We start from the raw sequence: 24174 nt of genomic DNA, 5'->3' as shown, positions 1-24174 counted from the left end.
CCAAGCAGTCACGGGCGGCGTTTTTTATCTGTCATGAAAAGTTGGCCCGGGTTATGCTTATGCAACACTGATTAACCTTTCACTCGGTGGGCGCGTGTACAGGACGTACACTGAGTGCACTGCAACAGCAGCGAAAGGTTCCTATTCAGGCGGGTGGCAAAGGTGGGCATCCCCATGATGCGTCTTTGTGCAAATATTCTCATGTGCATGGCCCTTGGCCTGATTTCAGTGCAAGCCTGGGCAGCGCCGCCTGCTCACTGGAGCGTGGGCTTCCATCGCCTGACCTTTCTCGACCCGTTGGATCACCAGCCCATGCAGGCGCTGGCGTTCTACCCGTCGAACCAGCGCGAACAGGTGACCCGGATCGAGAACTACAAGGTCGAGGCCACCGAAGACGCGCGCATCGCCATGGGCCGCTACCCGATGCTGATGCTGTCCCACGGCAATGCCGGCACCCCCCTGGCGCTCCATGACCTGATCACTTCGCTGACCCGCAAGGGCTTTGTGGTGGTGGCGGTCTACCACCCGGGTGACAACTGGAAGGACCATAGCCGGCTGGGCGCCGTAAGCAACCTGTACGGCCGCCCACTGCAGATCTCCCAAGCCATCACCTCGGCGTTGGCCGAGCCGATGCTCTCGCCCTTCATCGACCCCGCGCAGATCGGGGTGATCGGTTACTCAGCCGGCGGCGAAACGGCGCTGATTCTCTCGGGCGCACGTCCGAACCTGGACCGCCTGCGCAAGTACTGCGCCGAATTCCCCCATGACGCCGACGCCTGCCAGACCCATGGCGAGCTGCTGGTGGACCGCGATGACCTGCACCCGGCCGCCGACGCACGCGTCAAGGCGTTGCTGCTGATGGCCCCCTTGGGCCTGATGTTCAACCGCGAGACCTTGTCACAAGTGCACGTGCCGACGCTGATCTACAGCGGTGACAGCGACAAGCTGCTGGCCCTGGACAAAAACGCCGCTGCCCTGGCGCGCAAACTGCCTATGGTTTCGGACTACAAACTGTTGGCCGGCGCTGGACACTTCGTGTTCATGGCCCCTTGCGACGATGAGCAAAAGGCTGCCATGCCGGGCCTGTGCAACGACGCCGACGGCGTCAACCGCGAAGACATCCACCGCGACCTGGTGCGCCAGGCCGGGCATTTCTTCAGCCAGACCCTCAGCGAGCCGAGCCACGCTGGCATGCAGACGGCAGATCAATGACCGGCGCGTCGGGCATGGCGCGCGAGCAGCAGCACCAGGCCCAGCCCGCTGACGGCCAGTAACGCGGCAAAGCAGAATATCCAGCGGTAGCCCAGGTGCAGGGCGATGGCACCCATCAATGGGCCCGCCAATGCCAGGGCCAGGTCAAAGAATACGGCGAAGGCGCTCAACCCCGCCCCGCGGCTGGCGCTGGGCACCTGGCTGATGGCGAGCACGCCCAGCGCCGGGTACACCAGCGACAGGCCGAAACCTGCCAAGCTGGCGCCCAGCAACGTAAAGGCCGTGGAGGGCGCCAGCCAGACCAGTGCCAGGCCCAGGGCTTCGGTGGCCATGCAAGCGAGTGCCACGGTGAAGCCGCCCAGGCGGTTGATGGCGTTGATGAACAGCAGTCGCGCGACAATGAAGCTCACCCCGAACGCCGTCAGGCAAAAGGCCGCCCCATTCCAGCCGCGGTCCAGGTAGTACAGGGTGATGAAGGTGGTCAGGGTGCCATAGCCGATGGAGGCCAGCGTCAGGCTCACTCCGTAGGGGGCAACCCTGCCGAACGCCGCCCAGAACGGCAGGCGTTCCCCGCGCATCAAGGGCGCGGAGGTCTTGCGACGAATGCACAGCAGCGCGACGCCGGCCAACGCCATCAACGCCGCTCCCAGCGCATTGAACCCGCCCAGTTGCACCATCCCCACGCCCATGGGTGCCGCCAGCGCGACCGCGCCATAGGACGCGATGCCACTCCAGGAAATGACCCGCGCCGTATGTTCGGCCCCCACTTCATTGATGCCCCACGCGTTGGTGGCGACGCCGACCAGCCCCTGGGCGGCCCCCAGCAACAGCCGCGCGATGACCAGCACGCTCAGGCTGAGTACCGGCTCGCCGTGCAGCAGCGTGGCCGCCAGGGTCAGCGCACCACTGCCGCCGACCCCGATCAACCCCAGCACCACCGTGCGCTTGGTGCCCAAGCCATCGGCGGCGCGCCCGGCCAGTGGGCGGCTGAGCAGCGTCGCCAGGTACTGCGCACCGATGACCAGGCCGGCGACCACGGCGCTGAAGCCCAGCTGATCATGGACATAGCCTGGCAGCACGGCGATCGGCAGGCCGATGCAGAAGAAGGCGATGAAGGTATAGAAAACGATCGAGACGATCTTCAGGGTGACGCTGGAAGCGCGGGGGGTGGGCGGCTGTTGGGCGGCGGTCATGACGGCTCGTTCGCGGGCGGGCGGTGGCGGAGTCAGGTCATCATGGCGGGGCGGGGCGGAAAATGAAAGGCGAGGCTGGCTGTGGCATGACCGATGCCGGGCGGCGCTGGCGGCCGCCCGCACGTTGGTTGTTAGAACGCCACGCCCTGGCTACGCAGGTAGTCGTCGTAGGTGCCGCTGAAGTCGACGACGCCGCTGTCGCTCAGCTCGATGATGCGGGTCGCCAGGGAGGATACGAACTCACGGTCGTGGCTGACGAAGATCAGCGTGCCCGGGTAGTTTTCCAGCGCGAGGTTCAGCGCTTCGATGGACTCCATGTCCAGGTGGTTGGTGGGTTCGTCCATGATCAGCACGTTTGGCTTCTGCAGGGTCAGCTTGCCGAACAGCATGCGGCCTTGCTCACCACCGGAGATCACTTTCACCGATTTCTGGATCTCGTCGTTGGAGAACAGCATGCGGCCCAGGGTGCCACGAATCATCTGCTCGCCTTGGGTCCACTGGCCCATCCAGTCGAACAAGGTGACATCGTCTTCGAAGTCGTGGGCGTGGTCCTGGGCGTAGTAGCCCAGCTCCGCGCTTTCGGTCCACTTCACCGCACCGGCGTCGGGCGCCAGCTCGCCCACCAGGGTGCGCAGCAGGGTAGTCTTGCCGATACCGTTCGGCCCGATGATCGCCACGCGCTCGCCGGCTTCCACGGTAAAGCTGAAGTTCTTGAACAGGGTCTTGCCGTCGAAGCCCTTGGACACCTGCTCCAGGGTCACCGCCTGGCGGTGCAGCTTCTTGGTCTGTTCAAAGCGGATGAACGGGCTCACGCGGCTCGACGGCTTGACCTCGGCCAGCTGGATCTTGTCGATCTGCTTGGCGCGGGACGTGGCCTGCTTGGCTTTCGAGGCGTTGGCCGAGAACCGGCTGACGAACGTCTGCAGCTCGGAGATCTGCGCCTTCTTCTTGGCGTTGTCTGCCAGCAGCTGCTCGCGCGACTGAGTGGCCGCGGTCATGTACTCGTCGTAGTTGCCTGGGAACAGGCGCAGTTCACCATAGTCCAGGTCAGCCATGTGGGTGCACACGCTGTTGAGGAAGTGACGGTCGTGGGAAATGATGATCATGGTGCTGTTACGCGCCGTGAGAATGTTTTCCAGCCACCGAATGGTGTTGATGTCCAGGTGGTTGGTCGGTTCGTCGAGCAGCAGCACTTCCGGGTCCGAGAACAACGCCTGGGCCAGCAAGACACGCAACTTCCAGCCGGGTGCCACTTCGGTCATCGGGCCGAAATGCTGTTCCAGGGGAATGCCCAGGCCCAGCAGCAGTTCACCGGCGCGCGATTCGGCGGTGTAGCCGTCCATCTCGGCGAACTCGGTTTCCAGCTCGGCAACGGCCATGCCGTCCTCTTCGCTCATCTCCGGCAGGGAGTAGATGCGGTCACGCTCGGCCTTGACCTTCCACAGCTCCTCGTGGCCCATGATCACGGTGTCGATCACGGTGAACTGCTCGTAGGCGAACTGATCCTGGCGCAGCTTGCCCAAGCGCACGTTCGGCTCCAGCATCACCTGGCCGCCGGACGGCTCCAGGTCGCCGCCGAGGATTTTCATGAAGGTCGACTTGCCGCAACCGTTGGCGCCGATCAGGCCGTAACGGTTGCCGCCGTTGAACTTGACCGAAACGTTCTCGAACAGCGGCTTGGCGCCGAACTGCATGGTGATGTTAGCTGTGGAGATCAAAGGGCTTACCTATCAATTACTTGGGGCGCAAATGCCACCGGCAGCATGCGGCCATGAGGTCGAGCTGCGGGGAAGGTGGATGCGGGAGTCAAACCGGACTGGCGCTATTGTCTCATAGGTAGGGCGCGAGGTGTATGGCGCTCTGCGTATCATTGCCTTTGTCTCACCCAGGTAAGGTCCTGAAGGCAGCGCTCGATTTGCCGACCGCTAATCTGCCGCTGCCCGTTCGTCTGAGGTGAGGCACTCCCGCAGTCTTGCCTATCTCACAATAGAACGCGTATCTGCACGCGTTCAGCAGAGGTAGTGATGGACATCAACGAAAATGCCCCAGGCAACATCTCTCAACATGGCATCGGCGCAACCACGGACAATGAAACCGCCCATGGCCCCAAGGGTGATGGGCGTGAAGCGACATTGCCCCAGCGCCCCCATTTCGCGGCCGGCGAGCCAGGGAGCGACGAAGGTGCTTACGATAGTACCGAGGAGGAAGACGACGGTGAGGACACCATCGGTAATGAAGGCGGGGAGTTCCCGGGCCAACCGGCGAACCCGCCTGTCGATGAGGATGAAGAACCCTCGCCCGGCAACCATTGAGCCGTAATGCCACCCACAGACCCCGCCACGTCGCGGGGTTTTTGGGCCGGATAAAGCGTTGTTCCGCCAAATTCCAGGCAAAAAAATGCCCGCGATGGGGGGTAGCGGGCAGGGGAATCAAAGGAGCTGTTGTGAACGTTACGCCCTGGGATGTGAAAACTTCGTTAGCTGGCTATTAAAATGTGGTTGTGGGTTAGGCCACCGATAGGAATAGGCAATCCTGGAACACGAACCGGCATAGGGCGAGCAACGCGTGCTGCCTATCATGGCCGCGTACCTCTCGACAGGACTTCGCCATGACTACCCCCAAAACCCTTTTCATCACCGGCGTCAGCAGCGGCTTCGGCCACGCACTCGCACAGCAGGCATTGGCAGGCGGGCACCGCGTCATCGGTACGGTGCGCACCGACGTTGCCTTGCAGGCGTTTGAAGCCCTCGACCATGAACGTGCCCACGGCGTGATGCTGGACGTCACTGACGTTGACCGCATCGACGCCGTGGTCGCCGAGGTGGAGGCGGCCCATGGCCCGGTGGATGTGCTGGTGAACAACGCCGGCTACGGCCATGAAGGCATCTTCGAAGAGTCTCCCCTGGAGGAGATGCGCCGCCAATTCGAGGTCAATGTGTTTGGCGCGGTGGCGGTGACCAAGGCTTTCGTGCCGTATTTCCGCCAGCGCCGGGCTGGGCATATCATCGCTATTACGTCCATGGGCGGCACTATCACCATGCCCGGCATCGCGTACTATTGCGGCAGCAAGTTTGCGCTCGAGGGCATTTTCGATACGCTGAGCAAGGAGCTGGCGCCCTTGGGCATTGCCGTCACGGCGGTGGCACCGGGCTCATTTCGCACTGACTGGGCCGGGCGCTCCATGCGTCGCACGCCGCGCAGCATCAGTGACTACGATGCCAGTTTCAACCCCATACGCCAGGCGCGCGAAGCAAAAAGCGGCAAGCAGCTGGGCGACCCGGTGAAAGCGGCGCAGGCGATGCTGCAACTGATCGCCAGCCCCGCACCGCCGGCGCATTTGCTGCTGGGCAGTGATGCCCTCGCCCTGGTGCGGGACAAGCTGGCCCACGCGGCGGACGAGATAGATCGATGGCAAGACCTGACCCGTTCGACGGACGGTTGAAGGGTACGCCGAGGTGACTGACATGCAGCACACCGATACCTGCACCGCGCGCATGGTGCAGTTGCTGGAGCAACTGGCGCCGGTGGAGGGCTATAACCTCAGTGCCCGCGACGACGTACGGTTCCTGCGCGCCAACCGACCGCTCACGCGTACACCGGTGCTGTACGACCCGGGTATCGTGATCCTGTGCCAAGGCCGCAAGCGCGGTTACCTGGGTGAGGACGTCTATGTGTACGACGCCCAGCACTACCTGGTGGTGTCGGTGCCGGTGCCGTTCACCATGGAAACCGACGCCAGCGAGACACAGCCGATGCTGGCGGTGTACATGCGCCTGGACCTGCAATTGGCCGGCGAATTGATGTTGCAGGTGGATGAGGCCTTCGGGCCCAGTGGCGCTCAACCCAAGGGCATGTATGCCTCGCCCATGGACGACGGCCTGCGCACTTCGACACTGCGTTTTCTCGAAGCCATGAGCGTGCCGCAAGATGCGCTGATACTGGGGCCTGCGCTGGTGCGCGAGATCTACTACCGCATCCTCACCGGTGCCCAGGGCGGCTCATTGCGGGCTGCGCTCAACCGTCAGGGGCATTTCGGCAAGGTGACCCGAGCCATTCGCAAGATCCACAGTGGGTACCATGAACGCCTGGACGTGGAGGCGCTGGCCCAGGAAGCTAACATGAGTGTGCCAAGCTTCCACCTGCATTTTCGCAAGGTGACCGATGCCTCGCCCATGCAGTACTTGAAGTCGACGCGGTTGCACCAGGCGCGGTTGCTGATGCTGCGCCAGGCCATGAGTGCTTCTGCCGCGGCGTTCAGCGTCGGCTATGAAAGCGCGTCGCAGTTCAGCCGGGAATTCAAGCGGTTCTTCGGACGCACGCCGCAGGCGGAAGTGGAATGGATGAAGGCCACCTATGCGTTGCCAGCGCCCAGCGGGCCGTCTGCGTACGTGTCATCCCATTGACGGGGCTATTGCTGGGGCGCCGCTTTGTGCGTGGTCTTGGTTTTCTTGTGGGTGGTGGTGCTGTTGCCAGTGGATTTGCTTGAGGTTTTTGCGTCCTTGACCGTCTGCTGGGTTTCGGCTCCGGAATTGTTCCCCGAGGCTTCCTCGCCTTTTTTGTTGGCCCTGTTGGCTTTGTCCGCGTCAGCGCTGGGGGGTTGGTTCATCCCCGGCAGCGCGGTGGCGGGTGCCGGTGTCTGGGTTTCATCGGCAGCCGCCACGGCCAGCAGGGGGCTTGCCAGTAGCAACCCCGCCAATGCGTGTGCAGTCAGGAATCTGTTCATGGCCCGGTCCTCCAGTGCGCGTGTGTACTGCATTGGAGGGGCGGGCAGGGGGAAGGTGCGTCAGGGCTGACCGGCGGTATCAGACGAAGCGCTGGGTGCCCTGGGTACCGCGTGGCAGGCGGGAGCGGCCTGGCAGTTCGGCGAGGCGCGCGCGCCATTGGGCCTTGGCATCGAAGCGGGCAGGGGCTGCCTTGGGCTGGCTGGCCTGCGCCTTCTGCTTGCGGATGTCGGCCAGCGACGGGGCCTTGTTGGCCACCGCTGGGGCGTCTGCCTTGGCCAGCGAGCGCAGGCACGATTTGCAGGTAACTTGCTCAGGGCTCGCGCAGCTGACGACCTTGGGTGTGTTGCGACCGCAAGCGATTTCGCTGCCGTTCGATGAGTAGTGAGTGACCAAACCTGTTTCTCCAAGCTTTTGAAAACGAAGCTGATTTTCTCACAACAGAAGGTCCTCTGCCGAGCCCGGCGTGCCCAACGGTGCAATCAGGCCCGGCCCCTCGTTGCGCACATTGCCCACTTCGCGGCCCACGGCGTACCACTGGAAGTCGCTCACAGGCCGCCCTTCATGGCGGGCGATCGCTTCGGCCTGGGCGGTGTCGAGCCCCGGGTCCAGCCAGGCGCGGGCAGCGTCGGGGGCCAGCACCACGGGCCGACGGTCGTGGATGTCGACCATGCCTTGGTCGCTGGCGTCCGTGATGATGACGAAACCATCCTGGGCGCCCCCGCGTTGAGCCAGGGCCGCGAAGAACAGCGGTTTGGCGCTGGCCAGCTGGATGAACCACGGCTGCTTGAGCTTGGGCGCCTGGGGATGGCTGACCCATTCGAACCAGCCATCGGCCGGCACCAGCACCCGGCCATGGGGCCACACGCCCCTGAAGAAGCGGTTGCTGGCCATGGTTTCCACCCGCGCGTTGATGGGGGGCGGACGCTTGTCCTGGGCCCAGGCAGGGGCCCAGCCCCAGCGCAGGGCAGCACTGTGCAAGGTGTCGCCTTCACGGTGCAACACCGGCACCCGGGTCGTGGGGGCGACGTTGTAGCGTGGCGTCACCGGCTCCATGCGGGCACGGTTGATGAAATCCAACTCCAGCAGGTACTGGTCCATCCGCGCGGCCTGGGAAAAACGTCCACACATGGTTGGCTCCTCCGGTCATGTCTACAGCGTAGTTGTAATAGTTTGAAACATTTTCTCGGGCCATCAGTCCACTGCTCACACCCTAGACGGTCCCTCCATGAAAACACCGCGTCCTTCTGCCCGCCTCAAACCCCTCACTCAACTGCGCAATCTGAAAATGGCCCGCTCTGCCCACGCTTACGTGCGCGGTAGCACGGTGCAGTTTTACCAATGGCTGCACAGCCAGCCTGGCCGCCGCCTGCCCAATGGCCCGGCGGTATGGATATGCGGTGACTGCCACGCGGGCAACCTGGGCCCCACCGGGGACCTCAAGGGCCGCATCGACATTCATATTCGCGACCTGGACCAGACCGTGATCGGCAATCCGGTTCACGACCTGGTGCGCCTGGCACTGTCCCTGGCCACCGCTGCGCGTGGTTCCGACCTGCCCGGCGTAGTCACTGCAAAGATGCTCGAAGAAGTGATGCGCGGGTACCAATTGGCCTTCACCGATGCCAGCGACGAGGACCCGCCACGCCCGGCCCAGGTCAAGGCCGGCATGCGCAGCGCTGTGCAGCGCACCTGGAAACACCTGGCACAGGAGCGCATCGAGGATGCACGGCCCACCATTCCGTTGGGCAAGCACTTCTGGCCTTTGTCGCGTCAGGAGCGCACAGCCTTGCAGAATTTGTGCGACAGCCAGGAGATCCACGGCCTGGTCACTTCGCTCAAGGGCCGCTCGAAGAACGACCGGGTCGAGCTCCTGGACTCGGCCTACTGGGTCAAGGGCTGCAGCTCCCTGGGCCTCAGCCGCTACGCCGCGCTGCTGGGCGTGGGCGACGATGACGACCCGGACTACTGCCTGATCGACATCAAGCAGGCCGTGGGCGCCGCCGCACCACGGGCCGCGCGGGCCCACATGCCGCGCGACAACGGCAAGCGCGTGGTCGAAGGGGCGCGACACCTGAGCCCTGGCCTGGGCAACCGCATGATCAGTGCGCGCATGCTCGACCAAGGGTTTTTCATTCGCGAATTGCTGCCCCAGGACATGAAACTGGAACTCGACCAACTCAGCCAGGTTGAAGCCATGCGCGCGGCCGCCTACTTGGCGCGGGTGGTGGGCCTGGCCCATGCCCGGCAGATGGACAAAGGTACCCGCGCCGAATGGATCAAGGACCTGCAACTGAATCGCTCGCGGGTGCTGGATGCGCCGTCCTGGTTGTGGTCCAGCGTGGTGCAACTGGTGGGCAACCACGAGATCGGCTACCTGGAGCACTGCCGCCGTTACGCACTGGATGCGCAAAAGGACTAGGGTCTGTATGAAATGTATTCCAGCGAAGGCCAGGCAAGGCGAAAACAGGCGAGGAAGCGGAGTTTACGTGTTGTAAATGAGCATTCCGAGCCTGTTTTCAACGCAGCATGGCCGAGTTGGGATGCGTTTCGTACAGAGCCTAAGCCCGGCACCATCGAACTTATCCGGCGGCATGGCTTCACAACCTTGAAGAGTCCCGCACACGCAGGGCTTGCACGATGAACGAGGTGACCACCATGCCACGTGGAAGCAAAGACAAGTACACCGCCGAACAGAAGCGCAAGGCGCAGCACATCGAGCAGACTTACGAAGATCAGGGGGCGTCCAGGGAAACCGCCGAAGCCCGGGCCTGGGCCACCGTCAACAAGCAATCGGGCGGTGGCGAGAAGAAGGGCGGCTCGGGTAGTCATACGTCGCGCAGCGCCAAGCGCAGCGCCGAGTCCGACTCGGCCAAGCGTGCGGCCCATACCCGGGCAGGCGAAGCGCGCGACAGCAAAAGCTCGCTGGCGAGCCAGAGCAAGGAGAGCCTCCTCAAGGAAGCGCGCAGCCGTGACATCCGGGGTCGCTCGACCATGACCAAGGCGCAGCTGGTGGCAGCGCTGAGCTAAGCATCTAAAGGATGCCAGCGTTGCGCGGACACCATGGCAGCGGCCGGGGCCGCTGCCATGGGCTGTCGCCCCGGCGTCAGGGCAACGGGGTGCCGCCCGTCACGCCAAAGGTCTCACCGGTGATATAGCTCGATTCCTGAGTCGCGAGGAACACATACAACGGCGCGCACTCGGCCGGTTGGCCTGGGCGGCCCATGGGCGTCTGCGAGCCAAAGGTGGGGATCTTGTCCCGTGGCTGGCCGCCGCTGGGTTGCAGTGGCGTCCAGATGGGGCCGGGCGCCACGGCGTTGACCCGCACGCCCTGGGCGATCACTTGCTTGGCCAGGGCCTTGGTGAACGCCACGATCGCAGCCTTGGTGGATGCATAGTCCAGCAGGTTCTGCGATGGGCTGTAGGACTGGATGGACGCGGTGTTGATGATGGTGGCGCCGGCCGGCAAGTGCGGCAGCGCGGCCTTGCACAGCCAGAACAGTGCGTACACGTTGGACTTGAACGTGGCGTCGAACTGCTCGGTGGTGATGTCGGCGATGGCTTCCACGGCCTGCTGTTTACCGGCCACGTTCACCAGGATGTCCAGGCCGCCCAGGCGCTCCACGGCCTGGCTGACCAAGGACTGGCAAAAGCGCTCGTCCTTCAGGTCGCCCGGCAGGCAGATAGCCTTGCGGCCTTCGGCCTCGATCAGTTGCACCACTTCCCGCGCGTCGCTTTCTTCCTCAGGCAGGTAGTTGAGCACGATGTCGGCGCCCTCACGGGCGTAGGCAATGGCCGCGGCGCGGCCAATGCCCGAATCGGCGCCGGTGATCAGTGCCTTGCGCCCGGCCAGGCGGCCAAAACCCTTGTAGCTGGTCTCGCCGTGGTCGGCCGCCGGGTGCAATTTGTGCACTGTGCCTGGGGCTGACTGCGGCTGGTCGGGGAACTCCGGCTGCGGGTACTGGGTCAGCGGGTTCTGCATGCTGTACTGGTTGTCGGTCGCCATGTCGGTTCTCCTCGGACGGCATCATTGAAGTCATGGCAGTGGAGGGCGAGGGGCAGGCAAACGTTCAAATTTTCTCCCGCGGCGGGTCAGCGCAAAGATTTTTTAAACCTTGTGCGAGCCTCGGTAGTCGATAACTCATCAGTCATGGCTTGCGCGCGGCGAGGGATAATAAATGATCGGTGTCGTGATACCCGCACATAATGAGGCAACCTACATCGAACAATGCCTGGCGTCGGTCACCCTGGCGGCCGGGCACCCCCGTCTGGCGGGTATCCGGGTCGAAGTGCTGGTGGTGCTGGACGACTGCACCGATGACACCGGTGCCCTGGCCCACGCGGCAGGGGTCACGACCCTGGCCGTGACCTTCCGCAATGTCGGACGGTCACGGGCGCTGGGTGCCCAGGTGATGATCGAGGAGGGCGCGCAGTGGCTGGCGTTCACCGATGCCGACACCCAGGTACCGTTCGACTGGCTGGCCCGACAGCTGGATTTCGAGGCGGACGCCGTGTGCGGCACCGTGCAGGTAGACAGTTGGGAGCACCACGCCCCGGAGGTACGTGACAGTTACCTGGCGGCGTACCGTTTCGTCGAAGGGCACCGGCATATCCATGGCGCCAACCTGGGGCTGAGCGCCAAGGCCTATTTGAGCGCCGGTGGCTTTCAGCACTTGGCTGCCCACGAAGATGTGCAGTTGGTGGCTGACCTGGAGCGTACGGGGGCGCGAATCGTCTGGACCGCCACCCACCCGGTGGTCACCAGCGCGCGCCGTGACTTCAAATGCCGTGAAGGCTTCGGTGATTACCTGCTGTCCCTTGAGGCACCGGTGTCCGCGGCGCTCTGAAGCTGAAAAGCCCGCTGCTGGGCAGCGGGCTTTTCAGGGGTATCGACTCAATTTCCGTCCGCCACCTTGCGCTCGATCTCGTCGGTCTTGCGGCGAAGTGCCTCGGCGTCCTGCTCCTTCACGCGGGTGGAAGAGGGCGTGATCGCCTCGTCCACGCCACGGGTGTCGTCATCGCGGTCTTGCAGGTCGCGCTCCACCACGTTCACCGGTTTGCCTGCCACGTCGGTGGGCGGGTTGTTGTTGCTGTCGCGGTCGCTCATGTTCGTCTCCTCGGTTGTTCTGAACATTGGAGACGCGCCGCGTGCAGGAGTTCGGCTTTTCTGGGGTCAGAACAGGTTGATCGGGTAGGTGACGATCACCCGGTGCTCATCCTGGTCCCGCGCCCCTGGAAACTCGGTGCGCAGGGAGGCATGGCGCAAGGCGACGCTCAAATCCTTGGCGGGACCCGATTGCACGGTGTAGGCGAGCGTCAGGTTGCGTTCCCACTCGCGCTTGTCGCCGGTGGCGGTGTGAATCCCCGAGCCGCTTTCATACATGCCCAGGAACGTCAGCCCCGGCACCCCCATGGCGGCGAAGTCGTAACCGTAGCGCACCTGCCAGGTCCGCTCGCCGGCGCGCTGGAATTTGCCGATCATGGACTCGGTCATGAAGTAGGCGGTGGAGCCGTCACCCTGGTTCAGCCACACCGCATCGCTGTCGCCGGTCACTTGCTGGTAGCCGGCAGCGAGGGTGTGGGGGCCCACCTGGTAGGTGAACAGGGCACTGGACAGCTGGCTGTCGACCTTGCCCTTGGTGACGCCGTCGCCGTAGTAACCCGCGGTGTAGTAGTCCGGGTCGTTGTTGTCCTTGCCATCGGCGCTGTTGTTGAAGTAGCGCAGGTCGCTGCGCAAGGTGCCGGGGCCGACCTTCCAGTTGTGCACCAAGCCCAGGAAATGCTGGGTGTAGAAGTTTTCCAGGTTGCCGTAGTAGTACTGCAGCAACAGGTTGGGGTTGGCTTTCCAGTCCACGCCGGCGTACTGGAATTTGTGCACGAACTTGCCGGTCAGGCGGCTGTTGGCGCCTGGAATCGACATGCCCATCTGGTTGGTCGACCCACGGCCTTTGACACTGTCCAGCTGGCCTGCGGTGAAGGTGAAGTTGCGCAGGTCCTTGGACTGGATCTGTTCGCCGTTGAAGGTCTGTTGCAGCATGCGGTCGGTGGACATGACCACCGGCAGCATGGGGACCAGGGCACCGGCGCGGATTTCGGTCTTGGCTACGCGCATCTTGGCGGTGGCGCCCAGGCTGGCGAATTCGTCAGCCGCACGGCCATCGTCGGTGGGGAAGATGTTGCCGTTGTAAGCGGTGCCTGACGGGTTGTAGTGGCGGCCCTTGCCCGAGTCCAGCTTGATGCCCAGCATGCCGATGGCGTCCACCCCGAAGCCGACGGTGCCGGGGGTATAGCCCGACTTGAAATTGAGGATGAAGCCCTGGCCCCACTCCTGGGTGTAATTGGGGTCGGCGGCGCCGCTGCGGTTGTCGGCGTTGCTGAAGAAGTTGCGCGCCAGGATGCTTGCGGTGCTGTCTTCGATAAAGCCTTCGGCGTTGCTCTGTTGCGCGATGACCAGGCCACACAGGCCGGCCAGGAGAGTGGGTGCGCGGTTGGCTGCGCGATTCAAAAGCACCATCGGGTTATCCTCATGCTGTAGTCAATGTTGTGAGAGGCAGGCAATGGCGGCAGTCAAGGTCGTTATTGTTCTTCAGGAGCAACCGGGGCCGGGGCGCGGCTCAGCGCCACCGGCGGTAATCGCATCAATACCCACAGGGCCACCGCGGCCAGCGCCGCACACAGCAGCAGGCCGGTGCCCAGGCCCTGGGCCAGGGCTTGGCGGGCCAGGGCCAGCAGGGCGCCGTTGTCGTGAGCGGAGCCAGGTTGCAGCAGCACCTGCGGGTCAAGGTAGGGTGCCAGTGCGGCGCCCTGGTCGATGGCGTCGAAGGCGTGGCGCAGGTGCACGACGTACAGCAGTTTGACCAGTGCGCCCATCACCGCGGTGCCCAGCAAACCACCCACCAGGCGCAGCGACTGGGTGAGGGCCGTGGCGATGCCCAGGAACTCGCGGGCGGCCAGGGTCTGGGTGAACACCGTGAGGTTCATCAGGATGAACCCGAGGCCCAACCCCGCCAGCAGGATCAAGCCCAGCAGGCGGTGGAACGACGCGCCCAGACCTGCCCACCACAAGCCCAGGCAGGCCAGTGCCAACACGGCGAAGCCGGCCAGGGGCACGCGGTTGGGGTTGCGCAGGTGGGTGATGACGCGGCCGTTGACGATCGCCCCCAGGGTGATGCTCAGGGCCAGCGGAGTAATCAGCAGTCCGGCGTCCTGGGGGGAATAGCCGTAGCTGCCTTGCAGCAGCAGGGGCAAGTAGAACAGCAGGGTGAACATGATCGCCCCGGCCAGCAGCGACAACACGAACAACTGGCGCACGCTGCCGGCCTTGAACAGGGCGGCGGGCAACAAGGCGTGCGGGCAGCGCCGCTCCCATCCGACCAAGGCAAGCAGCGCCACCAGGCACAGACCGCCCAGCGCGGCACTGGCGGTGGTGGACGACTGCCCCAACCACTCCACCCACAGTTGCAGGCTGCCCAGCACCACGGCAATCAGCAGCGCGCCCAGCCAGTCCAGGCGAATGGCCCCCCGGCGCAGCGGCCGATACCAGGGCAGGTAGCGCCAGGCGAAGAACAGCGCGAGCACGCCCAGGGGCAAGTTGATGTAGAACACCGAACGCCAGCCGAACGCCTCTGTCAGGTAGCCCCCCAGGCCTGGGCCCAGGGCATTGACCACGCTGAACAGGGCGCTGAGCAGTATCTGCCAGCGCAGGCGCTGGCGGGTGTCGGGAAACAGTTCGGGAATGCACGCGAACGCCGTGCCGATCAGCATGCCGCCGCCCACGCCCTGCAGGCCCCGGCCCAGTACCAGCACTGGTATGCTGGGGGCCAGCGCGCACACCAGCGAAGCCAGTGTGAACACCACGGTGGCCGCGAGCACGAAGGGCTTGCGGCCGAAGTAATCACCCAGGCGGCCGAAGATCGGGATGGTGACGATGGACGCCAGCAAGTAGCCGGTGGCCACCCAGGCATACAGCTCGAACCCTTGCAGTTGGGCGACAATGCTTGGCAACGCATTGCCGATCACCGTCTGGTCCAGGGCTGACAGCATCAACACCAGGGACAGGCCGAGCATGGCCAGCAGGGCCTGTTTGAAGCTCAGGGCCGGGGGGCTCGGCAGCGTCATCGTCAACCCCTTACACCAGCGCCGCGACGGCGGCGGCGATGCGCTGGCAGCCGGTTTCCAGGGTCTCGATGGCCGAGGCCGTGGACATGCGGAAGAACGGCGCCAGGCCATAGGCACTGCCCGGGATCACCGCCACGCCCTGGCTTTCCAGCAGGTACAGAATGAAGTCGCTGTCGCTTTCCAGCACCTGGCCTTGCGGGGTGCGCTTGCCCAGTACGCCGGCGCAGTTGACGTACAGGTAGAAAGCGCCCTCCGGCGGCAGGCAGCTCAAGCCTTCGATGGCGTTGATCAATGCCAGGCAACGGTCGCGGCGCTGGCGGTACACGGCGCGGCTTTGCGCGATGAACGCCTGGTCGCCGGTCAGGGCCGCCACGGCGGCGGCCTGGCTGACGCTGCAGGCGTTGCTGGTGGATTGCGACTGCAAGGTGGCCATGGCGGTGATCAGGTCGGCAGGGCCGGCGCCATAGCCGATGCGCCAGCCAGTCATGGCGTAGGACTTGGACACGCCATTGATCACCAGCACACGGTCCTTGAGCGCCGGCTCCACGGCCAGGATATGGGTGGCGGGGCGGTCGTCGTAACGGATGTGCTCGTAGATGTCATCGGTCATCACCAGCACGTCGGGGTAGTCCAGCAATACATCGGCCAAGGCGCGCAGTTCGTCGGCGTGGTATACGGCGCCGGTCGGGTTGCTGGGGGAGTTCAGCAGCAGCCAGCGGGTGCGTGGGGTGATGGCGGCGCGCAATTGGTCGGCGGTGAGCTTGAAGTGGTGGTCTTCGTCGCAGGCCAGGGTCACGGGTTCGCCTTCGCAGGCCAGCACCATGTCCGGGTAGGACACCCAGTAGGGCGCGGGGATCAGCACTTCGTCGCCGGCCCCCAGGGTGGCGGAGAAGGCGTTGTAGATCGCGCTCTTGGCGCCGTTGGTGACCACGATCTGCGCCGGGGTGTAATCCAGGCCGTTCTCGCGCTTGAGCTTGTCGACGATGGCTTGGCGCAGCTCAGGGGTACCGGCGTTCTGGGTGTAGCGGGTATGGCCGGCTTCGATGGCGGCGCAGGCGGCTTGGCGGATGTGGCTTGGGGTGTCGAAGTCTGGCTCGCCCACCACCAGGTTGATGATCGAGTGGCCGGCGCGGCGCAGTTCGTTGGCACGGTCGGCGGCGGCGCTGCTGGGCGAGGGTTTGATGCGGTGCACACGGGCGGCGATGCGGGAAACGGTCACGGGGTTTTCCTCGGGTGGTGGCCTGATGACGGCTACGTTACGAGGCACGGCGGTTCCGCTGATAAGACAAGTTTGTTCTGGTTTGATAGGCACAGCTTATGACCGCCGCCAGCGCAGGGCGCACCAAAACAGTGCCGAGCCCTGATTGCTAGCCGTGGCGAGATGGGTTGCTTCGTGGATAAGCGTATCCATAGCGAAGGCTTATACCTCACGGTAGGCCTGATGCACTGCAGGGTTCCACAGGGCATGGCCGCGCCGGTGAGGTTGACCCTGTGGGACCGGGCGAAGCTCGGGAAGGCCACAACGCGGTAGGCCTGATGCACCGCAGGGTCCCACAGAGAATGGCCGCGCCGGTGGGTTCACGCTACAGGAGGAGCCCGGCTGGCCCGGGTTTTGCTCTAAAGGACTCATCCACCTTGCCCGAGTGTGTTGTCCAGTGAACCTGCGCCGTTTGAAGTACTTCGTGAAGATCGTCGATGTCGGCAGCCTGACCCAGGCCGCCGATGTGCTGCACATTGCCCAGCCAGCCCTCAGCCAGCAATTGGTGACCCTGGAAGCCGAGCTGCAACAGCAATTGATTATCCGCACCAAGCGCGGCGTCACCCCCACCGAGGCCGGCAAGGTGCTCTACGGCCACGCGCAGTTGATTCTGCGCCAGTGCGAACAGGCCCAGAGCGATGTGAATGCCACCGGCTTCGCCTTGTCCGGCCAGGTCTCCGTGGGCCTGGCGCCCGGCACGGCCGCTTCCGCATTGTCGCTGCCGCTGCTACGCCGGGTGCGTGAGCGCCACCCCGGCATTCTGCTGTACCTCAACGAAAACTTCGGCACCACCCTCAGCGAACTGATCATGAACGGGCGCATGGACATGGCCGTGCTGTACGGCGGCCGTGAAGTGCATGGCCTGAGCTTCGTGCCGTTGATGCGCGAGCAGTTGTACCTGGTCAGCGCCGACCCCGAACTGCACGCCCGGGATGACATCAGCCTGGCCGAGGTGGCGGACCTCGACTTGCTGCTGCCGCGTACCTACAACACCATGCGCCGCCTGGTGGACGAAGCCTTCCTGAAGCTCGGCCTCAGTGCCCGGGTGATCGCCGAGGTGGAGTCGTCCACCACCCTAGCGGCGGCCGTCAGTGAACACTTCGGCTCCACCATCCTCCCGGAGTCCGCCGCCCGCGCCCTGGTGGCGGTGCACGATGCACACCTGTGCCGCATCACCCAGCCGGACATCGAGGCGCCCCTGGCCCTGTGCCTCTCCGGGCATTTGCCGCTGTCGGTACCGGCCCAGGCGGTCAAGGCCATCCTGCTGGAACTGATTGCCGACATGCGCGGCAATCTGGTGTCTGCGCAGTCATAAGGGCCGCTTATCTCCCCACAGTCAAACCGTCTTGGCCGTGTTTTGCGCCGCTCGATATCGTTTACCCAGCCACTTTTCTCATTCACGGCAGGGGCTTTTGCATGAACCCGGAACGCATCAAAGCGCTGATCGACCTGATGGCCGCCTCAGACCTCAGCGAACTGAGCCTCAACGAAGGCGATACCCATTTGCGCCTGCTGCGCGAGGGTGCGGCGGCGCCTGTTGTCGCCGCCGCGCCGCAGGTAGCGCCCAGCCCTGTCGCCCCCCAGGCGGCACCTGCCGCGGGCTTCGAAGCCTGCGCGGCCCTGTATGGCGTGCTGCACCTGACTCCCGCCCCCGACCAGCCGGTATTCGTGCAAGTGGGCGACCCAGTGGAAGCCGGCCAGACCCTGGCCGTGGTGGAAGCCATGAAGATGTTCCACCCGCTCAAGGCCGAACGGGCCGGCACCGTGCTGGCGGTGCTTGCCGCCAGCGGCGAGGAAGTCGCGGCCGGCCAAGCCGTTTTTCAGCTGGGGGAGGCGTGACATGTTCGACACTGTATTGATCGCCAACCGCGGCGAAATCGCCCTGCGCATTCTGCGCGCGTGCCAGGGCCTGGGTCTCAGGACCGTGGCCGTGTACTCGGAGGCCGACCGCGAGGCCCGCTACGTGCAACTGGCCGACCAGGCCGTGTGCATCGGCCCGGCCGCCCCCGGGCAGAGCTACCTGAACCAGGCTGCGCTGCTGTTCGCCGCCGAAGTGAGCGGCGCCCAGGCCATTCACCCTGGCTACGGTTTCCTCTCGGAAAATGCCGCTTTCGCCGAGCGCGTGGCTCAGGCTGGCCTGACCTTCATCGGCCCCAGCGCCGCCTGCATTCGCACCATGGGCGACAAGGTGGCTGCCAAGCGCGCCATGCGCGAGGCCGGGGTGCCCTGCGTGCCGGGTCCCGACACCAGCATGCCTGAAGACCCCGAGACCATCCTGGCCATCGCCCACGACATCGGTTACCCGGTGATCGTCAAGGCCGCCGGCGGTGGCGGTGGGCGCGGCATGCGCGTGGTGGAGCAGCAGAGCCAGCTGCTCGACGCCATCAACCTGACCCGCGAAGAAGCTCGGCGCGCTTTCGGCAACCCGGAGCTGTACATCGAGAAATTCCTCGGCGAGCCGCGCCACGTGGAAATCCAGGTGCTCTGCGATGCCCACGGCAATGCCCTGTGGCTGGGGGCGCGCGACTGCTCGCTGCAACGCCGGCACCAGAAAGTCATGGAGGAGGCACCCGCCCCCGGCATCGCCCCGGCACTACTGGCCCAGGTGGGCGAACGCTGCGCCGCCGCCTGCCGGCAGATAGGCTACGTCGGGGTGGGTACGTTCGAATTTCTGTTCGAGCACGACGCCTTCTATTTCATCGAAATGAACACCCGCCTGCAGGTGGAACACCCGGTCACCGAAATGACCACGGGCATCGACATCGTTCAGCAACAGATTCGCATGGCGCGTGGCGAGCGGCTGAGCCTGAGCCAGGCCGACATCGGCGTTCACGGCCACGCCCTGGAATGCCGCATCAACGCCGAAGACCCGGCCAGCTTCATGCCCACCCCCGGCGTCGTCAGCCGCTGGGAAGTGCCCGGCGGCTACGGGGTGCGGGTCGACAGCCACGTCAGCCATGGCTACCGCGTACCGCCGTACTACGACTCCATGGTGGCGAAGGTGATCACCCACGGCGCCACCCGTGAAGAGGCCCTGGCGCGGATGCGGCTGGCCTTGGGCGAGATGCGCGTGGAAGGCATCAGCACCAATATCGCCTTGCACCTGGACATCCTCCAGGACCCGGGTTTCCGCGAAGGCGGCGTCGACATCCACCACCTTGAACGCTGGCTGCACACGAGGACTTCAGCATGAGTGCCCTGAACATCGACGCCACCCCGCGCATCAGCCTGCTGGGCACCACCGCCGTGCTGTTCGAAGCCCCGGGGGCGCTGGACCTGGCGCCACAGCAACGGATCTGGGCCCTGGCCCGTCTCGCCCAGGGCTGGCCGGCGATACGCGAAGCCGTGCCGGGCATGAACAACCTGATGCTGACGTTCCACCAACCCCCGCGCGACCTGCATGGCCTCAAGAGCCACCTGCTGGAGGCGTGGGAAGCCTGCCAGCCGCTACCCCTGGAAGGCCGCATCGTCGAACTGCCGGTGACCTACGGCGGCGAATTCGGCCCCCACATGGCCGACGTCGTCGCCCACACCGGGCTCGACGTGGAAACCCTCTGCAACCTGCACTGCGAACCGCTGTACCCGGTGTACGCCCTGGGCAGTCACCCGGGTTACTGCTACCTGGGCGGCATGGACCCGCGGCTGGCCACCCCCCGGCGCCAGGTACCGGTGCTGAACATCGGCGCCGGTGCCGTTTCCATCGGCGGCGTCCAAACCGGTGTATCGGCCTCGGCAGGCCCCAGCGGCTGGAACACCATCGGCCACACCGACATGGTGTTCTTCGACGCCCTGCAATCGCCCCCCGCGCTGCTGCAGCCGGGTGACCATATTCGCCTGCGTATCGAGAGGATCATTCGATGATCGAGATCATCAGCGCCACCGCCCTGGCCACCGTCCAGGACCTGGGTCGCCATGGCAGCCTGGGCTACGGTGTCGGCACGTCCGGGGCCATGGACAACCTGTCGTTGATGCTCGGCAACCTGTTGCTGGGCAACGCCGAGGGCGACGCCGCCATCGAGATTCCGCTGTTCCCTTTCCAGGTGCGCTTCCTTGAAGACTGTGCCTTCGCCGTCACCGGTGCCGCATGCGGCGCGACCCTGGATGGCCAGGCGCTGCCGCCCAACTGGGTGGCACAGGCGCAAGCCGGCCAGGTGTTGAAGTTGAATTACCCAGCGGCGGGCAGCCGCGCGTACCTGTGCCTGGCCGGCGGTGTCGACGTACCCCAGGTGCTCGGCTCGCGCAGCACCCAGTTGCGCGGGGAGTTCGGTGGCTGGCAGGGGCGTATGCTGCAGCAGGGCGACCGTCTGCCAGCCGGCCGCCCGGGCTTGGCGGGGGCTACCGATTTCGGCGTCGGCCTGGCGGCCCGGGCCTTGCCCCTGGAGGTGGACGGCGTACCCGCCATGCGTGTATTGCCGGCAGCCGAATACGACTGTTTCAGCGAGGCTTCGCAAGCCGCGTTCTGGGCCGGGCAGTGGAAAATAACCACCCAGAGCAACCGCTACGGCTACCGCCTGGAAGGCGAGCCCCTGTTGCCGAAGCAGCCACTGGAAATCCGCTCCCACGGCATCGTGCCCGGCGTGATCCAGGTGCCCCACGGCGGCCAGCCGATCATCCAGATGCGCGACGCCCAACCCAGCGGCGGCTATCCGAAATTCGCCACGGTGATCGAGGCCGACCTCTGGCGGCTGGGTCAGGCGCCCATTGGCAGCCACGTGCGGTTCATTCCTTGCAGCTACGAACAGGCCCTGGACGCGCTGGAGGCGAACCGGGCTTTCCTCGACGCCACCCGGCGCCTGCTGACCTTGCACACCCTTTGAGGAGCGCCGCCATGAACATCAAGGATATTCGCCAACTGGTCACCTGGCTCAGCGCCGCCAACCTCACTGCACTGCACATTCAGCGCAGCGGTTTCGAGCTGATGATCCGGCGCGGTTCGGCCAAGGCGCCGTTGCCAGCGCCGGTCCCTGTGGCCCAGGTGGTGCAGGCAGCGGAACCCGTGGCCACGGTGAACGCCAGCGGGCCGGGGCACTTTTTCAGCCAGCACCCGGACGAGCGCAAGCCCTGGGTCCAGGTGGGCGACCGGGTGCAGGCCGGGCAACTGCTGGGCGTGCTGCAGATCGGCCAATTGATGCTGCCGGTGCGCAGCGACCGGGCCGGGCAGGTGAGCGCCTTGCGTGCCGGTGAAGGTGAACCCGTGGGCTATGGCCAGCCGCTGTTCGAGCTGGTCAACTGAGGAGGCATACCATGCGTATCGATTTGAATGCAGACCTTGGCGAAGGCTTCGGGCCCTGGACCATGGGCGAAGACCAGGCGCTGATGGAGATCGTTTCCTCTGCCAACGTGGCCTGCGGTTTTCACGCCGGCGACCCGCTGATCATGGACACCACCGTGCGTCGGGCCAAGGCCCTGGGTATCGACCTGGGGGCCCATGTCGGCTACCCCGACCTGCAAGGCTTTGGCCGCCGCGCCATGAACATCGACCTGCCCGAGCTGGCCGCCTGCGTGGTCTACCAGTTGGGTGCCCTGGCCGGCATGGCCGCCGTGGTCGGCCACCCCATGACCCACATGAGCTTCCACGGCGCCCTGGGCAACCGCGTGGCCGCCGACCCGCACATGGCCGAGGTGCTGGTGGGGGCGGTGGCCAGGTTCGACCCGAGCCTGATCATCAGTTCGTCCAGCAGCCAGGCCATCGAGGCCGCCGCCGACCAGCATGGGCTGCGCGTGGCCACCACCTTCCTGGCCGACCGTGCCTACGACCGCAACTGCCTGCTGGTGCCGCGGGGTACCCCCGGCGCGGTCATCAAGGACCCGGCCCAGGTGCGCCAGCGGGTGGCGCAACTGCTGCAACACGGCACTGTCACCACGCTCGACGGCGAAGCGGTCAAGGTCAATGCCTGTTCCATCCTGCTGCACGGCGACACGCCGGGCGCAGTGCAACTGGCGCGCCAATTGCGCTCATTCATCGAAGGGCAGGGCGCCGTCATCACCCCTGTCAGCCAACTGGTGCGGTCATAAGCGCACCTTATTGCCACACAACCAATGCGTCTTGGTCGCTGCGAGCCTGGCTCGGTACAGTCCAGAACAGAAGCAGGAATTGAGGAACACAGCATGCCATTCTCCGACTATAAAACCGCGCTGGTCACCGGCGCTTCCTCCGGCATCGGCGCCGCCGTGGTCGAGCGCCTGTGCGCCGAAGGCTTGCAGGTACACGCCCTGGCCCGCAGCGCCGACAAGCTGGCGGAGCTTGCCGAACGCACGGGCTGCATCGCCCACGCCATCGACGTCACTGACCTGGCCGGGCTGACCGCGCTGTTCCAGCGCCAGCGCTTCGACATCCTGGTCAACAACGCCGGTGTCGACCGTCCGGGTTCGCTGCTTAAGGCCGACGCCGAGGGCATCGACCTGCTGGTGGACGTCAACCTGCGCGCGGTGCTGCACCTGGCACGCCTGGCGCTGCCAGGCATGGTCGAGCGCGACAGCGGCCATATCATCAACATCAGCTCCATCGCTGCCGCCTACAACTTCGGCGGCAACGCCACCTACCACGCTACCAAGGCGGCGGTGAGCATGCTCTCCAAGCAACTGCGCGTGGACGCGTTCGGCAGGCGTGTGCGGGTGACCGAAATCTGCCCTGGCCGCGTGGCCACCGACATTTTCGCCCACGTGCACGGCGACTCCGAAGAAGTACGCCAACGCTTCATCGAAGGCTTCGAATTGCCCGAAGCCAAGGACATTGCCAACGCCATTGCTTTCGCCATTGCCGCGCCGGTGTCGATGAACGTCGGCCATATGGAGATCACTCCCACCCTGCAGGTGCCGGGCGGCCTGTCCACCGCGCGCCCCCAGGACTACCAGGCCTGAGCACCACGCCCCGCCAGAAGAACGGCCCAAGCCGTCACTGCCGTACCCGCGCCGGGGCTGCCCTGGCGCCTTGTATCTGCCCCACGCCGCATGTCGATGGGAATTGACCATGAAGCATGACTTCGATCTTGCCGCCGTTTTTCAGGGCGAATACACCGAGCTGATCCTCAAGGGCATCGGCATGACCCTGCAACTGGCCCTCTTTGCCTGGTGCCTGGCGATGGTCCTGGCGTTGTTGCTGGTGGCCATCCGGTTGACTGGAAACCGCTACGCCGAGCGCCTGGTGGCGGCCTACGTGTCCTACCACCGCAACGTGCCCACCCTGGTGCAGCTGATGCTGTGGTACTTCGGTATCCCGACCCTGCTCAGCGACAACACCCAGGTGTGGCTCGCTAATTTCAGTACCGAGTACCTGTTCGCGATCATCGCCCTGGGCCTGTGCCAGGCCGCTTATTTCAGCGAAGACATTCGCAGCGGCCTGCGCGCCATTCCCGGTGGCCAGGCCGAAGCGGCCCGTGCCCTGGGCCTGGGCTACGTGCGCTCGCTGCGCTACGTGGTGCTGCCCCAGGGCGTCAGGAACTGCCTGCCGTCGCTGATCAACCACAGCGTGCTGCTGTTCAAGAACACCAGCCTGGCCATGGCCATCGGCGTGGTGGAACTGACCTACGCTACCCGCGAAGTGGAGAACTACACCTTCCGCACGTTCGAGTCATACCTGGTGGCCACGGTGGTGTACCTGGCGTTCTCGCTGATGCTGATGGGCGCTGGCGCCCTGGTGGCTCGGCACTTCAGCAAAGCCCTGGCGAGGTAG

At 65.1% G+C, this 24174-nt stretch carries 26 protein-coding genes; 16 read left to right on the top strand and 10 right to left on the bottom strand.

What is annotated here, in order from left to right; translation table 11 throughout:
- Nucleotides 1–174 precede the first annotated feature (174 nt).
- On the top strand, nucleotides 175–1212 hold the full coding sequence (locus HWQ56_RS17190) for an alpha/beta hydrolase family protein (RefSeq protein ID WP_158153334.1): 1038 nt from the start codon (nucleotides 175–177) through the stop codon (nucleotides 1210–1212).
- Here the strand turns inward: HWQ56_RS17190 and HWQ56_RS17185 are convergent.
- Nucleotides 1206–2405, bottom strand: a complete 1200-nt coding sequence (locus tag HWQ56_RS17185) for an MFS transporter (protein ID WP_176571269.1) — start codon at nucleotides 2403–2405, stop codon at nucleotides 1206–1208. The two genes, HWQ56_RS17190 and HWQ56_RS17185, sit on opposite strands and share 7 nt — an antisense overlap.
- A gap of 131 nt (nucleotides 2406–2536) precedes the next feature.
- Nucleotides 2537–4123, bottom strand: a complete 1587-nt coding sequence (locus tag HWQ56_RS17180; protein WP_158159283.1) for an ABC-F family ATPase — start codon at nucleotides 4121–4123, stop codon at nucleotides 2537–2539.
- Between the two features lie 306 nt (nucleotides 4124–4429).
- Here HWQ56_RS17180 and HWQ56_RS17175 point away from each other — a divergent pair, with 306 nt between their 5' ends.
- From HWQ56_RS17175 to HWQ56_RS17165, 3 genes are all read left to right on the top strand, one after another.
- On the top strand, nucleotides 4430–4717 hold the full coding sequence (locus tag HWQ56_RS17175; RefSeq protein WP_176571268.1) for a hypothetical protein: 288 nt from the start codon (nucleotides 4430–4432) through the stop codon (nucleotides 4715–4717).
- Between the two features lie 296 nt (nucleotides 4718–5013).
- Entirely contained in the window at nucleotides 5014–5847 is an 834-nt protein-coding gene (locus HWQ56_RS17170) for an oxidoreductase (protein WP_176571267.1), read from the top strand.
- Between the two features lie 22 nt (nucleotides 5848–5869).
- Nucleotides 5870–6808, top strand: a complete 939-nt coding sequence (locus tag HWQ56_RS17165) for an AraC family transcriptional regulator (protein ID WP_176571266.1) — start codon at nucleotides 5870–5872, stop codon at nucleotides 6806–6808.
- Nucleotides 6809–6813: 5 nt separating this feature from the next.
- On the opposite strand, the gene HWQ56_RS17160 is transcribed toward HWQ56_RS17165, so the two are convergent.
- From HWQ56_RS17160 to HWQ56_RS17150, 3 genes are all read right to left on the bottom strand, one after another.
- On the bottom strand, nucleotides 6814–7128 hold the full coding sequence (locus tag HWQ56_RS17160) for a hypothetical protein (RefSeq protein WP_158155943.1): 315 nt from the start codon (nucleotides 7126–7128) through the stop codon (nucleotides 6814–6816).
- 79 nt (nucleotides 7129–7207) lie between these two features.
- Nucleotides 7208–7522, bottom strand: coding sequence for a hypothetical protein (locus tag HWQ56_RS17155; RefSeq protein ID WP_158155945.1), 315 nt, complete (start codon nucleotides 7520–7522; stop codon nucleotides 7208–7210).
- Between the two features lie 39 nt (nucleotides 7523–7561).
- A complete protein-coding gene (locus HWQ56_RS17150; protein ID WP_176571265.1) occupies nucleotides 7562–8257 on the bottom strand; it encodes an SOS response-associated peptidase in 696 nt (231 codons plus the stop codon).
- Nucleotides 8258–8354: 97 nt separating this feature from the next.
- On the opposite strand from HWQ56_RS17150, the gene HWQ56_RS17145 reads away from it, so the two are divergent.
- Nucleotides 8355–9548, top strand: coding sequence for a DUF2252 domain-containing protein (locus HWQ56_RS17145; protein ID WP_176571264.1), 1194 nt, complete (start codon nucleotides 8355–8357; stop codon nucleotides 9546–9548).
- A gap of 236 nt (nucleotides 9549–9784) precedes the next feature.
- On the top strand, nucleotides 9785–10156 hold the full coding sequence (locus tag HWQ56_RS17140) for a termination factor Rho (protein ID WP_158153733.1): 372 nt from the start codon (nucleotides 9785–9787) through the stop codon (nucleotides 10154–10156).
- A 76-nt stretch (nucleotides 10157–10232) separates the two neighbouring features.
- On the opposite strand, the gene HWQ56_RS17135 is transcribed toward HWQ56_RS17140, so the two are convergent.
- Entirely contained in the window at nucleotides 10233–11132 is a 900-nt protein-coding gene (locus HWQ56_RS17135; RefSeq protein WP_158153732.1) for an SDR family oxidoreductase, read from the bottom strand.
- Between the two features lie 172 nt (nucleotides 11133–11304).
- Here HWQ56_RS17135 and HWQ56_RS17130 point away from each other — a divergent pair, with 172 nt between their 5' ends.
- Entirely contained in the window at nucleotides 11305–11973 is a 669-nt protein-coding gene (locus tag HWQ56_RS17130) for a glycosyltransferase family 2 protein (RefSeq protein ID WP_158153731.1), read from the top strand.
- Nucleotides 11974–12020: 47 nt separating this feature from the next.
- Here the strand turns inward: HWQ56_RS17130 and HWQ56_RS17125 are convergent, their stop codons facing one another.
- The 4 genes from HWQ56_RS17125 to HWQ56_RS17110 all read right to left on the bottom strand — a co-directional run bounded on the left by HWQ56_RS17125 (nucleotide 12021) and on the right by HWQ56_RS17110 (nucleotide 16463).
- Nucleotides 12021–12233, bottom strand: coding sequence for a hypothetical protein (locus HWQ56_RS17125; RefSeq protein ID WP_176571263.1), 213 nt, complete (start codon nucleotides 12231–12233; stop codon nucleotides 12021–12023).
- A 66-nt stretch (nucleotides 12234–12299) separates the two neighbouring features.
- Nucleotides 12300–13640: an OprD family porin gene (locus HWQ56_RS17120; RefSeq protein WP_176571262.1), complete on the bottom strand. Its 1341-nt coding sequence runs from the start codon at nucleotides 13638–13640 to the stop codon at nucleotides 12300–12302.
- A gap of 62 nt (nucleotides 13641–13702) precedes the next feature.
- The gene (locus HWQ56_RS17115) at nucleotides 13703–15244 is read right to left on the bottom strand and encodes an MFS transporter (RefSeq protein ID WP_176571261.1); all 1542 of its coding nucleotides are present in this window, start codon (nucleotides 15242–15244) and stop codon (nucleotides 13703–13705) included.
- A 10-nt stretch (nucleotides 15245–15254) separates the two neighbouring features.
- A complete protein-coding gene (locus tag HWQ56_RS17110) occupies nucleotides 15255–16463 on the bottom strand; it encodes an aspartate transaminase (RefSeq protein ID WP_158153727.1) in 1209 nt (402 codons plus the stop codon).
- Nucleotides 16464–16899: 436 nt separating this feature from the next.
- On the opposite strand from HWQ56_RS17110, the gene nac reads away from it, so the two are divergent.
- The 9 genes from nac (at nucleotide 16900) to HWQ56_RS17065 (ending at nucleotide 24174) form a co-directional block, all read left to right on the top strand.
- Nucleotides 16900–17817: a nitrogen assimilation transcriptional regulator NAC gene (nac, locus tag HWQ56_RS17105; RefSeq protein ID WP_176571260.1), complete on the top strand. Its 918-nt coding sequence runs from the start codon at nucleotides 16900–16902 to the stop codon at nucleotides 17815–17817.
- A gap of 101 nt (nucleotides 17818–17918) precedes the next feature.
- Nucleotides 17919–18341: an acetyl-CoA carboxylase biotin carboxyl carrier protein gene (locus tag HWQ56_RS17100; protein WP_158153315.1), complete on the top strand. Its 423-nt coding sequence runs from the start codon at nucleotides 17919–17921 to the stop codon at nucleotides 18339–18341.
- 1 nt (nucleotide 18342) lies between these two features.
- Nucleotides 18343–19695 carry an acetyl-CoA carboxylase biotin carboxylase subunit gene (gene accC, locus HWQ56_RS17095; RefSeq protein ID WP_158153314.1) on the top strand — a complete coding sequence of 451 codons (1353 nt, stop codon included), beginning with the start codon at nucleotides 18343–18345 and terminating at the stop codon, nucleotides 19693–19695.
- Nucleotides 19692–20363: a 5-oxoprolinase subunit PxpB gene (gene pxpB / locus HWQ56_RS17090; RefSeq protein WP_176571259.1), complete on the top strand. Its 672-nt coding sequence runs from the start codon at nucleotides 19692–19694 to the stop codon at nucleotides 20361–20363. The genes accC and pxpB overlap by 4 nt, the downstream gene beginning before the upstream one ends.
- Nucleotides 20360–21319, top strand: coding sequence for a 5-oxoprolinase subunit C family protein (locus HWQ56_RS17085; protein WP_176571258.1), 960 nt, complete (start codon nucleotides 20360–20362; stop codon nucleotides 21317–21319). Before pxpB ends, HWQ56_RS17085 begins: the two co-directional genes overlap by 4 nt.
- Before the next feature lie 11 nt (nucleotides 21320–21330).
- The gene (locus HWQ56_RS17080) at nucleotides 21331–21735 is read left to right on the top strand and encodes an acetyl-CoA carboxylase biotin carboxyl carrier protein (RefSeq protein ID WP_176571257.1); all 405 of its coding nucleotides are present in this window, start codon (nucleotides 21331–21333) and stop codon (nucleotides 21733–21735) included.
- An 11-nt stretch (nucleotides 21736–21746) separates the two neighbouring features.
- Nucleotides 21747–22517, top strand: a complete 771-nt coding sequence (locus HWQ56_RS17075; protein ID WP_176571256.1) for a LamB/YcsF family protein — start codon at nucleotides 21747–21749, stop codon at nucleotides 22515–22517.
- Between the two features lie 93 nt (nucleotides 22518–22610).
- Complete coding sequence (locus HWQ56_RS17070) at nucleotides 22611–23363, top strand: SDR family oxidoreductase (protein ID WP_176571255.1); 753 nt, start codon at nucleotides 22611–22613, stop codon at nucleotides 23361–23363.
- Nucleotides 23364–23472: 109 nt separating this feature from the next.
- The gene (locus tag HWQ56_RS17065; RefSeq protein ID WP_158153308.1) at nucleotides 23473–24174 is read left to right on the top strand and encodes an amino acid ABC transporter permease; all 702 of its coding nucleotides are present in this window, start codon (nucleotides 23473–23475) and stop codon (nucleotides 24172–24174) included.

The sequence above is a fragment of the Pseudomonas eucalypticola genome, assembly GCF_013374995.1.
Lineage (GTDB): Bacteria > Pseudomonadota > Gammaproteobacteria > Pseudomonadales > Pseudomonadaceae > Aquipseudomonas > Aquipseudomonas eucalypticola.
This window is presented reverse-complemented; position numbering and strand designations above follow the sequence as displayed.